This window comes from Nocardia sp. NPDC003345, from assembly GCF_053589395.1.
Window position 1 is genome coordinate 23,130 of the sequence record NZ_JBSFRU010000023.1, and the last position, 12,654, is coordinate 35,783.

Sequence of the window (12,654 nt, forward strand, 5' to 3'; positions counted from 1 at the left end):
CCCTCAGGCGAAGCCGCGGAAAACACCGTCCGGGTCGGCGACGTCGGCGAAGTCCTGGAAATCCATATTGGCGATGGACAGATTGTTCTCGATACCCCACATCTCCGACGGGAGTATCCGGACCGTCCGGCCGCGTTCGTGACCGGTCTCCTCCGGTCCGGTGTCGACGGCGAGGATCGGATGTTCGGGGTCGCCGAGAGTGACGGCGTCGGCGAGGAAGGCGAAGTAGGTCGGCCGGTCGCCGATCCTCTCGAGCAGCGCATCGACGGACAATCCGTCGTTCTCCCGATTGTCGATACAGGTCAGAGAGGCAACGAACTCGGCCTCCTCGCCCACGCCCGGCGCCATCGCCAAGGCTGCCACGACCCGCCACGCATCGTCGTCGTCGAAATCGGTCCGGACGAGAAGCGACGCATCGTCGAGGAAGTCGTCCAGCGTGCGCCCCGTGCCGAGCGCTCCGGTGAGCTCCGCCTCCGCCCGCACCGCGGCATCGGCCGGGATGTCCGCGGGGTCCGGTCCGTCACCGTCCGGCGAGACGACAGCGGCGATTATCCGTTCACAGTCGACCGGGGACAGTGGGATAGCGCTGCGGATCTCGAACGTCCAGGGACCGAGCACCTCTCGATGAGCGACCGGAGTATTCCGCAGCGTGGGGTCCGGCTCGGGTTCGCCGGTATCGGTAGGCCACTGGCGCACGGTGAAAGACATTCGGCGATGGTAGGGCACCCTGCCGACACCCGGCAGAGCCCGCAGGATTCGCTCGAAGTCATCGACCGACCGCCGGCTGAACTCTGGAGCCTCGCGCTCGAGCAGACCGGCGGCCTGCGCTTCGACCGCAAACCCGTGACGATCCTTCTCCTCCATCACCCGGCTCGGCACCAGTGCCCAGTTTCGGTGAGAGGTATCGACAACCAATCGCCCTGGCGGTAGCAAGATCATTACCGCGTACCCCGGAGGAGGCTGTGATGGAAGGGTCTGAGCCCAGCGTGGACGAGCTCGTCGATTCTGTGATTCTTGCCGGGTCCGAGTCCGGCTATCGGATCGGCCGCGACGCTGCCGGCCGGTTGCAGATCACCGACACCGGGTGGTCTCCGGCGGTTGTTCCGCTGAGGTTCCGGTTCACCGAGCAGCAGCTCCGCGACTACTACACCCGGCTTGCCGCGCATGCGGGAAAGCCGGGGTGGGGCGAGCACCGCGTGGGAGTCATGGATGCTGCTGATGTCGACGCATCTCGGTGAGGCCGTGTACAAGGCCGGTGTGCTGGGTGGGCCGTGCGAGATCGTGATCGGCACGGGCGGGTTCCGGGCCGAACCCGTGTAGCCGGGAAATCAGCGCTGCTCGAGCCGTTGCGGGGACCGGGGATTCACAGGGTGCCTTTCGTGGGTGTAATGCGTTGTGCGGCATGGGGTGACCCGTGGTCGACAGGCTTGCTCAGAGACTGGTCCCGGATGCGTTGTGGGGACATTTGAAACCGTTGCTGCCGGACCCCCGGTCGTCGATCTCGGCAGGGGCATCCAAGTACCCGGCAGCGACCCTGGCGGTCGTCACCACGATCGGTCCGACCCGTCATGGGCACCACCTACGATTCGACCATGTCCTCGCCCCGGATCCCGTTCCCAATCGCGATCCCCTGGGCCTCGCCCGCCTTCTGAGCGGGTCGGGCCCGGTGCCTTGCAGACGAATATGCGGGCGACAGATTTCGGCAGAATCCTGCCGAAATCCGGTCCTCATAGGAGCCCGCAAGCAAACCCGCCGGAATTCGGCAGCATATTGCCGATTAGACACTGCTACCGTAGCCTTTCACCTAATCGGAGGCATTTTCGGCAGAATTCTGCCGGTCAGGAGGCAGTATGGATCGGGTACAGCGCATCGGCGCCGATATTCGTGCTGCCCGCCGCCGGTACCAGCTCACCCAGGAACAGCTCGCCGAACTCGCCGGAACATCGACCCGCACGGTCCGCGATATCGAGCACGGAACCGGCAAAACCGGAATCGGAACGGTCGCCGAGGTCGCCGACGTCCTGGGTCTCGCACTGGAACTCACCGGATGACGGATCTGACCCGCCTTCGCACTGTTCGCGCCGCGGATGTCTACAAGTCCGGCCGACAGGCGGCAGAGCTGACCAAACGGACCGACGGCACACTCGAGCTCCGCTACCTTCCCGAATACCTGAGTGCGGCCGGGCGACCGATCGCCACCACGCTGCCTCTGACGGACGAGCCGGTCCGCACCTTCGGAGGCAGCCTGCCGGCCTATTTCGCGGGATTGCTCCCCGAGGGCCACCGGCTGTCGGTACTGCGACGAGCGGTGAAAACCGGCCTCGACGACGAACTCACACTCCTGCTGGCGGTCGGTGCCGACGCACCCGGGGATGTGCAGGTGATACCGCATGCGGAACCCCTGGTCGAGGTGCCGGCACTTGTCGACGGTGAGTCACCCGCCGAACTGGACTTCGCGGACCTGGTGGAGAAAGTCGACCCGCATGCGCTCCCCGGTGTGCAGCAGAAGGCCAGTACGTCCATGATCAGCACACCTCTCGCGGCCGGTTTCGGACGATTCATCCTCAAACTCTCGCAAGCCGGATTTCCGTACCTGGTCGAGAACGAAGCGCTTCACCTCGATGCGGCGCGGTTGCTCAAAGTCCCTGTCGCCGCCGCACAGCTGATCACGGACCGCACCGGGACACCCGGCTTGCTGGTACGACGATTCGACCGGGTCGAACAGGACGGCGCATGGACCCGGCTGGCGTTCGAAGACGCCACCCAGGTGATGGGAATCCCGCCTGCCGGCAAATACACGGTGGATGCGATTGAGGTCGTCCAAGCCCTCGCCGCCGTCGTGCCCGCGTCGCGAGTCGCGGTGCGAAATCTGTACCTGCAGTTCTTGTTCGCCTGGCTAACCGGGAACGGTGACCTGCACGCCAAGAACCTCGGTGTGCTCGAAAGACCGGACGGCCGATGGGCAGTCGCACCGATATACGACATCCCCAGCACACTGATCTACGACGATGATTCGATGGCATTACCGGTCGGCGGCCGAACCCGGAAGCTGAAAGCACGCGACTGGATCGGCTTCGCCGCCGAGATCGGACTGCCCGAGCGTGGCGCGGCCTCCGCACGCGCCGTCGCACTGCGCGCCGCGGAATCCGTCGACTACGGCCGGCTGCCTTTCACCGGTTCCCCCGTCCGCAGAGTGGAGCGCGAACTACGATTCCGCCGCGGCGAATTGCAGCGGCTGTGACGTCGATCCCGACAGCGTCGGCCAGCACCATGCGCTCGAGAAGACCGCAATGGCAGGGCCCCGAGCGGCAGCTCCGCGACTACTACACAAGCCTTGCCGCGCAGGCGGGATGCGGGAAAGCCAGGTGGGGCGAGCACTGCATGGGAGTCATCGGTGCTGCTGATGTCGACGCCTCCCGGTGGGACCGTGTACAAGGCCGGTGTGCTGGGCGGGCCGTGTGAGATCGTGATCGGCACGGGCGGTTTCCGGTGCCGCTTCCGACCCCGACTCGCCGGGCAGATCCTGCGTGTCAGCGCTCTCGCTCGGGCCGGGCGAGCCGAGTGAGAGCGGGTAGGGCGGCGGCGAGTGCCCGACGGTGTGTGGGGCTCAACTCGGAGACCATCGGAACCAGATGCCGGACCCGGTCGTCGTGGCGGGATTGCCGCACCCGCCGGCCCGCCTCGGTGAGGTGCACGATCACGGCGCGTCCATCGCCGGGGTCACGACGGCGCAGCACCAGCCCGTCGCGCTCCAAGCGCGCGATGAGTTGAGTGATGCCCGGCTGGGTCAGCTGCTCGGTCTCGGTCAGCTCGGTCAGCCGCGCCGGGCCCCGGTGAGCCAGGGTGTCGAGCACCGACAGTGTGGTGAACGGCAGCTTCTCCCGTACAGGGATGCGGATGTAGACGCGGTTGAAGTCCTCGATCACCGCGGCGAAGGTATCCACGTCGAAATCATCGTTGTCGTCCACACGAGCGACTATATCCAAGTCTTATATAAATGTCTTAAATAACTCATTTATGTAAGGACCACGCCGTGACCACCCCGCATGCCTTCCCCCTGGAGCCCACCCCGATCCGTGTGCCCGACGAGGTCCTCGATGACCTGCGCGGCCGTCTCACACTGACCCGTCCGCCGCTGGACGAGGGGAACGAGGACTGGTCCTACGGCGTCCCGGACAGCTATCTCCGTGAGCTGGTCGCCTACTGGCGGGACGGCTACGACTGGCGCAAGAACGAGGCCGCCATCAACGCCTACGACCACTACCGGGTCAGCGTCGCCGGTATCCCGGTGCACTTCATGCGCAAGCCCGGCCGCGGCCCCCGCCCGATCCCGTTGATCCTCACCCACGGCTGGCCGTGGACATTCTGGCACTGGTCGAAAGTGATCGACCCGCTCGCCGACCCGGCCGCGTTCGGCGGTGACCCCGCCGACGCGTTCGACGTCATCGTGCCGTCCCTGCCCGGCTTCGGTTTCCCCGGCCCGATCACCGGCTTTCCGGATGTCAATTTCTGGAAGGTCTCCGACCTCTGGCACACCCTGATGACCGAGATCCTGGGATATCAGAAGTACGCCGCCGGGGGCTGCGATATCGGCGGGATCGTCTCCAGCCAGCTCGGCCACAAGTACGCCGACGAGCTGTACGGCATCCACATCGGCTCCGGGCTGCCGCTCGACTTCTTCAACGGCCCCCGCGCCTGGGACTTCGCCCGCAATCGTCCCCTCACCGACGACCAGCCCGCCGACGTCCGCGCCCGCATCGTCGAGCTGGACCACCGATCGGCGTCCCACCTCGCCGTGCACATGCTCGACGGCGCCACCCTGGCCCACGGGCTGAGCGACTCACCCGCCGGACTGCTCGCCTGGCTGCTGGAGCGCTGGAAAGCCTGGAGCGACAACGGCGGTGACGTCGAGTCCGTCTTCACCAGGGACGACCTGCTCACCCACGCCACGATCTACTGGGTCAACAACTCCATCGCCACGTCGATGCGCTACTACGCCAACGCCAACCGCTACCCCTGGACCCCCGCCCACGACCGCACCCCGGTAGTGCAGGCCCCGGTCGGCCTCACCTTCGTCACCTACGAGAACCCGCCCGGCATCCACACCGCCGACGAGCGTATCCGGGCGTTCGAGACCGGCCCGCAGGCCGATTGGTTCAACCACGTCAACGTCAACGCCCACAACCACGGCGGCCACTTCATCCCCTGGGAGAACCCCGACGCCTGGGTGAGCGACCTGCGCCGCACCTTCAACGGACTGCGGTGACGCACAAGAATCGGCGCCGAGCGAATGCCCTCTCATGCCGCATATCACACGGTTGAGAGCACCATCCTCCGGTTGCCGTGGAACGCGAACTACATTTCCGCCGCAGCGACTTGCGGTAGCAGTGACTTCGGCCGCGACAACGCGAGGACGATCCAACGGACCGATTCCCAGCACCGGCCGTCACCGCCGACCTCAGGTAACGCGAGGTACCCGGATGGGCGATGATGTTCTCGACGCACCGGCTGCTGCAGACCGCGGCCCGCCTGTTCGGGCGACGCGCAGGCTCGCGCCGGGTGTCCACCACATGTCGTCGAGTGAGCCGCGTAAGGAGCCCTGTGAGCACCCTCGGTAGTTTCATCTGGTCGATCGCCGACCAGCTTCGGGGACCCTACCGCCCCAACCAGTACGGCAACGTGATCCTCCCGCTCACGATCCTGCGCCGCCTCGACTGCATCATCGAGCCCGACCGGGAAACGGTCCGCGAGCTCGCGGCGAAGTACGACAATCCCAAACGGCTCGAGGTCGCGGTCAAGAAGGCCACCGGGCGGCCGTTCTACAACACCTCGCACTACTCCTTCGCCAACCTGCTGGCCGATGCCGACGGGCTGGCGGACAACCTCGCCGACTACATCGACCGCTTCTCCCCCGATGTCGACGTATTCGAGTACTTCGACTTCAAGAAGGAGATCCTCGCCCTGGAGAAGGCGGAGCTCCTGCGCGAGGTCGTCACCTCGTTCAAGGCCGTCGACCTGCATCCCGACGTCGTCTCGAACGCCGATATGGGCGATGCGTTCGAATACATCATCCGCAAGTTCAATGAGGCCGCCAACGAGACCTCCGGTGACCACTACACCCCGCGCGACGCGATCCGCCTGCTGGTCGACCTGCTCTTCGCCGACAAGGACGCCGACCTGACCGAGGCCGGCATCATCCGCACGCTCTACGACCCCACCGCGGGCACCGGCGGCATGCTCGCCCTGGCCGAGGAGCACCTGCTCGCCCACAACCCCGACGCGAAGCTGAGCCTGTATGGCCAGGAGTACAACCCGCAGTCGTATGCGATCTGCAAGTCCGACCTGCTGGCCAAGGGCCACGACGCGACCAATATCGCCTTCGGCAACACCCTCACCGATGATGCGTTCAAAGGTCGTCAGTTCGACTTCTGCATGTCCAATCCGCCGTACGGGGTCGACTGGAAGCAGTACGCGAAGGCGGTCACGAAAGAGAAGGAGTCCGCGGGTCCCTATGGCCGGTTCGCCCCCGGCCTCCCGTCCACGTCGGACGGGCAGATGCTTTTCCTGCTCCATCTGGTCCACAAAATGCGCGCCCGTGAGGACGGCGGCGGCCGGGTCGGCATCGTTATGAACGGCTCGCCGCTCTTCAACGGCGGCGCGGGATCGGGCCCCTCCGACATCCGCAAGTGGCTGCTGGAGGAGGACCTGGTCGACGCGATCGTCGCACTGCCGACCAATATGTTCTTCAACACCGGTATCGCCACCTACATCTGGATCCTCGACAACACCAAGCACCCCGACCGCGAGGGCTTGGTCCAGCTCATCGACGGAACATCGTTCTGGACCAAGATGCGCAAAAGCCTCGGTTCGAAGAACCGTGAACTCAGCAAGTCCGACCGGGCCGCAGTGGTGAAGTTGTACACGGACTTCCTCGATGCCGACCCGGACCACTCCAAGGTGCTGCGCAACGACGAGTTCGGCTACTGGACCATCACTGTCGAGCGCCCGCTGCTCGACGAGACCGGCAACCCTGTGGTCGACCGCAAGGGCAAGCCCAAGCCGGATACGAAGAAGCGTGACACCGAGAACGTTCTCTTCACCTACGGCGGCTCCACTGCTGGCACCGCCTACAGGGATGAGATCATCAACGCCTACTTCGATGGTGAGGTGAAGCCGCATCTTCCCGATGCCTGGATCGACTGGAACAAAGTCAAGACTGGCTACGAAATCCCCTTCACCCGCCACTTCTACAAGTACATCCCGCCCCGCCCGCTCGCTGAGATCGACGCCGACCTGGAGAAGCAAGTCGCCAAGATTCTCGACCTCTTGCGGGAGGTGGAGGGGTGACTTCTGTCCGCTCTACAAAGCCATCGACGATCGGTTGGTTGAAGGGCCTCCGGCTTCCCTCTGACTGGAGCGAGTCGAAGGTGAAGTACGTTGCACCTGGTATGCAAGCCGGTGAAGCGATCACTGCCGAATCGATCGAGTCAGCCGGTTCATATCCCGTATACGGCGGCAACGGGCTCCGCGGATACACCGAGGCAAGGACACATCACGGCACTCGAATCCTTATCGGGCGTCAAGGTGCGTTATGCGGCAACGTACACCTCGTCTCGGGCGAGTTCTGGGCCTCTGAACATGCGATCGTCGCGCGTGCAGCAGATACGGTTGATCCTCGCTGGCTTGCCTACCTCCTGCGAGTGATGAATCTTGGTCAGTACTCCCAGACAGCCGCGCAGCCGGGCATCGGTACTGCCCAGATCAATGCACTTCCGGTGCCGGTACCACTCATCTCGGAGCAGAGCGCCATCGCCGACTACCTCGACCGCGAGACCGCCCGCATCGACACACTCATCGGGGAGCAGCAGCGCCTGATCGAGATGCTCCGCGAACGACGGCACGCGCTCCGCGTGCACGTCACACTGCACGGAACGACGCAGGTGGCGGAGGTTGAGAGCCCCTTGCCGTGGGCAAGTCAACTCCCGGCGAGCTGGCGAGTCATCCCGCTTACCTCGGTCGCTCAGCTCGAAAGCGGTCATACACCGAGCCGATCACGAGAAGACTGGTGGACCGACTGCTACATCCCGTGGGTCAGCCTCCATGATGTCGGCACGATGCGCGGCGCCATGTACCTCCAAGACACGATGCAGCGCATCAGCGACGCCGGAATTGCCAACAGTTCGGCGCGCCTGCTCCCTGCGCGAACGGTCGTCCTCTCTCGCGATGCGACCGTGGGACGAACGGCGATCATGGGCGTTCCGATGGCGACGTCACAGCACTTCGGCGCGTGGGTATGCGGGCCCCTCCTCGACCCCGAGTACCTGTGGTTATTGTTCGCGGACGCGATGCAGCCGTTCTTCGATTCATTCCAGAACGGCTCGACGATCCGCACGATCGGCATGGGCGACCTCAAGGCATTCCGAATCCCGCTCCCGGCCCTGGACGAGCAGCGCCGAATCGTTGAATATCTGGATCAGGAAACCCCCAAGATCGATACGCTGATCGCTGAAACCGAGCTGTTCATCGAACTCGCCCGCGAACGCAGGGCAGCGCTGATCACGGCGGCGGTGACAGGCCAGATCGACGTGCGGGAGATGGCGTGACGGATGATCACAACGAGGTCGTCTTCGAGTCCGAGATCTGTGAATACCTGGCCGACCACGGGTGGCTACGCTCGGCGAACGACACCGGTTACGACCGAGAACGGGCACTCTTCCCGAAAGACCTGTTCGACTGGCTGGAGCAAACCCAACCGGCAGCATACGAAAAGGCTTTGAAAGCTGCTGGCTCGCAGGCGAAATTCCTCGACGTGCTGACCACAGCACTCGACAAGCCTCTCGAACATGGCGGCGGAACGCTGAACATTCTGCGTAACGGAGTGCAGTACATCAGCGGTGGCCGGCTGAAGATGGCGCAGTTCCGCCCCGAGACCAGCTTGAACGCGACCACCACCGAGCAGTACGCGGCGATGCGGGTGCGGGTGATGCAGCAGGTGTATTTCTCCACCGCTGACACGCGCAGCATCGACCTGGTCTTCTTCGTCAACGGGCTCCCGGTCGCCACCGTCGAGCTGAAAACCGACTTCACCCAGTCTCTTGACGAGGCGATCAACCAATACCGCAAGAAGCGGCAGCCGATGACCAACGGACGGCCGGAGCCACTGTTGTCGTTCGGGCATCGGGCGCTGGTCCATTTCGCGGTCTCCAATGACCTGGCCGCGATGACCACCCGGCTCGAGGGTGAGAAGACGCACTTCCTGCCATTCAACATGGGTCACGACGGCGCCGCGGGTAATCCGCCTGGTACCAAGAAGAGGTCGGCGACCGCCTACCTGTGGGAGCGGGTCTGGCAGAAGGACGCCTGGCTCAACATAATTGGCCGGCTGATGATCGTTGACACCAAGGAGGAGTGGGACGTCGCGACGGGGACGTCGGTGCGGCGGACGAGCATGCTGTTCCCTCGGTTCCACCAGTGGGAGGCCGTGACGAATATCGTGGCCGCGGTGCGCGAGGAAGGGGTGGGGCAGCGCTATTTGATCGAGCATTCGGCGGGGTCGGGGAAGACGAACACCATCGCCTGGACGGCGCATCGGCTGGCGCGGCTGCACCTGGACGACGAGAAGGTTTTCGACTCGGTGATCGTAGTCGTGGACCGGACCGTACTCGACGGGCAACTGCAGGAGGCGATCCGGCAGATCGACGGGTCGGGGAAGATCGTGACCACGATCAGTCCGGAGGATGTCCGCAAGGCGGGGGCGAAGTCGAAATCCGGGCTGCTGGCGACGGCGTTGAAGAACGGTGAGCTGATCATCGCGGTGACGGTGCAGACCTTCCCGTTCGCGCTCGGCGAGATCCGGGCCGACTCGTCGTTGAAGGGGCGGCGGTTCGCGGTGATCGCGGACGAGGCGCACTCCTCACAGTCGGGCCAGATCTCCTCCAAGCTCAAGGCGGTGCTGACGGCGGAGGAGATCGAGGAGATCCAGGAGGGCGGGGCGGTCGATGTCGAGGCGGTCCTGGCCTCGGAGATGACCGAGCGGGCCGAGTCGGAGAACATCTCCTATTTCGCGTTCACGGCGACGCCGAAGAACAAGACCCTGGAACTGTTCGGCCGCAAGGGGCCGGACGGGAAACCGGTCGAATTCCACCTCTACTCGATGCGCCAAGCGATCGAGGAGGGCTACATCCTCGACGTGCTCAAGGGGTACCAGACCTACGACACCGCACTGAAGATCGCCGGAAACGCCGAGGCCGGTGACGGTGGCGAGGTGGAGGAGGCCGCGGCGCGGAAGGGGCTGATGCGGTGGGTGACACTGCACCCAACCAATATCAGCCAGAAAGTGCAGATCATCGTCGAGCACTTCCACGTCAATGTCGCTCACCTGCTGGAGGGCAAGGCGAAGGCGATGGTCGTGACCGGCTCCCGCAAGGCCGCGGTGAAGTACAAGAAGGCGATCGACGCCTATATCGCCAAGCGGGCCGCCCGGGACTCTTCCTACAACTACCGCACCCTGGTCGCCTTCTCCGGCTCGGTGACGATGGCCGAGGACGAGAAGTGGGCGTCGGACTGGGGGCCGCAGCCCAGTAAGGACGACGAGTTCACCGAAGCCAATATGAACCCCGGCGCCGGTGCGGATCTGGCCGCCGCCTTCAAGGGCGCGACATACAAGATCATGCTGGTCGCCAACAAGTTCCAGACGGGATTCGACCAGCCGCTGCTCTCGGCGATGTATGTCGACAAAAAACTCTCCGGGATCACCGCCGTGCAGACGTTGTCGCGGCTCAACCGCACCCATCGCACGGCGAGCGGGGAGCGGAAACGCAAAACGTTCGTGATCGACTTCGTGAACGAACCCGAGGCCATCCGCGCCGCGTTCGAGCCGTATTTCACCAATGCCACGCTGGAGACCGAGACCGACCCGTACGTCGTGGTCCACCTCGCCGACAAGCTCGCCCAGGCCGGCATCTACACGCCGGAACAGGTGCGCCATGTGGCCGAACTATGGGTCACCCGCAAGGGCAACAGCGCGCTCTCGGCCGCGATCAGCCCGGCCAAGAACGACTTCGCCCGCCGCTACGCGACGGCGCTCGAGGCCGACGACAAGGTCACGCTGAACACCCTCGACCTGTTCCGCAAAGACGTCTCCACCTACGTCCGGCTCTACGATTTCATGAGCCAGATCGTCGACTACGGCGACCCGTACATGGAGATGCTGTCGATCTTCCTGCGGCTCCTGGAGAAGGTCATCGCGGACTCCTCCTGGACCGCGGAAGTCGATCTCTCCGACGTGGTCCTGGTTGGGGTCAAACACACCAAGGCCGCCGCGGTCGATATCGCATTGACCGGTGACGGTGTGCTCACGGGCATCGGCGCGGCGGGCACCGGCACCCGGAAGGAACCGAAGTACGTGGCGCTACAGGTCGTCATCGACAAGATGAACGACCTCTTCGGCGCCGAGGCGTTCACGGCGTCGCAGGTCCGCGACTTCGTGCAGGGACTGGTGCAGCGACTGCTCGCCTACCCGGACCTCGTCAACCAGACAAAGGTGAACTCGAAGAAGCAGTTCATGGAGTCGCAGGACTTCCAGGCGGCGGTCACCGAGGCGGTTCTCGACAACCAGGAAGCCCACAACACCATGTCCGACTACTTCTTCAGCGACGGGCCCGGTATCAGCGCTGTAATCATGGCGCTCGCGGACGCCTTCTACGAGGCCGCGATCGATCAGCCAGCGGGGGTCTGAGCAGCGCGTAGGGGTCGGTTCCCCGAGACGAACCAGGCGACCTGATGCGGGACCGAACACTCCCGCTCGGCGGGAGTGTCGACACCTCCGAATTAACCCGAATTGCTCAGGCGGTCGGCTTCGATCCGGCCGCGCGCAGACCAGCGGTGAAGGAGTCCCACTCCCCCGGACCGAAAACCAGGGCGGGGCCGGTGGGGTTCTTGGAGTCCCGCACCCCCACCATCCCACTGGTCAGATGGGCGACTTCGACGCAGTCTTTTCCACTGAGGCTGCGACTGCTCTTGAACCATACTGCGCCGGATAGGTCGATGTTCACGCCCGATACTCCCTTGCCGTCGCCTCGATGAAGCGCTGTGTTTCTCGCTCGTCCAATGCTACGTGCAGTATGGAGTCGCGGGCTGCCTGATACTGGTCGATTTCGCCCGGCTTGTCGAGGTACAGCGCCCCGGTGAAGCCTTCCACGTATACGACAGGAGGCTCCGTCAGTACGGGATTCAAATGCTCCGGAAACGTCAGGTACACGAAATCCTTCGCTGCCAAACCGCTGTGGTTGGGAGCATCGAATCGAACTACCCGCAAAGACACGGTCGGCGAGGCACAGAGCTCGACGAGGTGGTCCAACTGGGCTGCCATGGTCCCGGCGTCGCCGATTACGTGCCGAAGCGCCGACTCGCCGAGTGCGACCTCGAGGCTGAAGCCAGGTGAGTCCTGCAACCGTTCCTGGCGCTTCCGGAGCAAGCCGAGCTCTCGGTCGAGATCGATTTGAGCCCCGAGTGCGGTGGAAATATCCCACGTCGCGCGTCGGTAGTCCGGCGTTTGGACCAGCCCCGGCAGTGTTGTCGATTGCCACGAGAAGATCTTGCAGGCAGCCCGTTCCAAGCCGAGAAACATCTCGAACTCGGGGAACATGACATCGG

General features: G+C 64.4%; 11 protein-coding genes. 7 read left to right on the forward strand and 4 right to left on the reverse strand.

Annotated features, from left to right (window positions below; all coding sequences use genetic code 11):
• Nucleotides 1–3 precede the first annotated feature (3 nt).
• Nucleotides 4–708 (reverse strand): DUF6924 domain-containing protein, encoded by a 705-nt coding sequence (locus ACWDU1_RS05085; protein WP_449995987.1) that lies wholly within the window; start codon nt 706–708, stop codon nt 4–6.
• Nucleotides 709–986: 278 nt separating this feature from the next.
• Between ACWDU1_RS05085 and ACWDU1_RS05090 the strand changes: the two genes are divergently transcribed.
• The 3 genes from ACWDU1_RS05090 to ACWDU1_RS05100 all read left to right on the forward strand — a co-directional run bounded on the left by ACWDU1_RS05090 (nt 987) and on the right by ACWDU1_RS05100 (nt 3,241).
• On the forward strand, nt 987–1,238 hold the full coding sequence (locus ACWDU1_RS05090; protein WP_449995988.1) for a hypothetical protein: 252 nt from the start codon (nt 987–989) through the stop codon (nt 1,236–1,238).
• Nucleotides 1,239–1,850: 612 nt separating this feature from the next.
• Entirely contained in the window at nt 1,851–2,051 is a 201-nt protein-coding gene (locus ACWDU1_RS05095) for a helix-turn-helix domain-containing protein (protein ID WP_449995989.1), read from the forward strand.
• On the forward strand, nt 2,048–3,241 hold the full coding sequence (locus ACWDU1_RS05100) for a type II toxin-antitoxin system HipA family toxin (protein ID WP_449995990.1): 1,194 nt from the start codon (nt 2,048–2,050) through the stop codon (nt 3,239–3,241). Before ACWDU1_RS05095 ends, ACWDU1_RS05100 begins: the two co-directional genes overlap by 4 nt.
• Nucleotides 3,242–3,530: 289 nt before the next feature.
• On the opposite strand, the gene ACWDU1_RS05105 is transcribed toward ACWDU1_RS05100, so the two are convergent.
• Entirely contained in the window at nt 3,531–3,968 is a 438-nt protein-coding gene (locus tag ACWDU1_RS05105; protein WP_449995991.1) for a MarR family winged helix-turn-helix transcriptional regulator, read from the reverse strand.
• Nucleotides 3,969–4,033: 65 nt separating this feature from the next.
• Between ACWDU1_RS05105 and ACWDU1_RS05110 the strand changes: the two genes are divergently transcribed.
• From ACWDU1_RS05110 to ACWDU1_RS05125, 4 genes are all read left to right on the forward strand, one after another.
• Nucleotides 4,034–5,266, forward strand: a complete 1,233-nt coding sequence (locus ACWDU1_RS05110; RefSeq protein ID WP_449995992.1) for an epoxide hydrolase family protein — start codon at nt 4,034–4,036, stop codon at nt 5,264–5,266.
• A gap of 335 nt (nt 5,267–5,601) precedes the next feature.
• Entirely contained in the window at nt 5,602–7,347 is a 1,746-nt protein-coding gene (locus ACWDU1_RS05115; protein ID WP_449995993.1) for a type I restriction-modification system subunit M, read from the forward strand.
• Nucleotides 7,348–7,427: 80 nt separating this feature from the next.
• Nucleotides 7,428–8,603 carry a restriction endonuclease subunit S gene (locus ACWDU1_RS05120; protein ID WP_449995994.1) on the forward strand — a complete coding sequence of 392 codons (1,176 nt, stop codon included), beginning with the start codon at nt 7,428–7,430 and terminating at the stop codon, nt 8,601–8,603.
• Nucleotides 8,600–11,737, forward strand: a complete 3,138-nt coding sequence (locus ACWDU1_RS05125; protein ID WP_449995995.1) for a type I restriction endonuclease subunit R — start codon at nt 8,600–8,602, stop codon at nt 11,735–11,737. Before ACWDU1_RS05120 ends, ACWDU1_RS05125 begins: the two co-directional genes overlap by 4 nt.
• 106 nt (nt 11,738–11,843) lie before the next feature.
• Here ACWDU1_RS05125 and ACWDU1_RS05130 read toward each other — a convergent pair whose 3' ends face one another.
• A complete protein-coding gene (locus ACWDU1_RS05130; RefSeq protein ID WP_449995996.1) occupies nt 11,844–12,053 on the reverse strand; it encodes a DUF397 domain-containing protein in 210 nt (69 codons plus the stop codon).
• The coding region (locus ACWDU1_RS05135; RefSeq protein ID WP_449995997.1) for a DUF5753 domain-containing protein at nt 12,050–12,654 on the reverse strand (605 nt) is incomplete at its 5' end. The genes ACWDU1_RS05130 and ACWDU1_RS05135, both read right to left, overlap by 4 nt.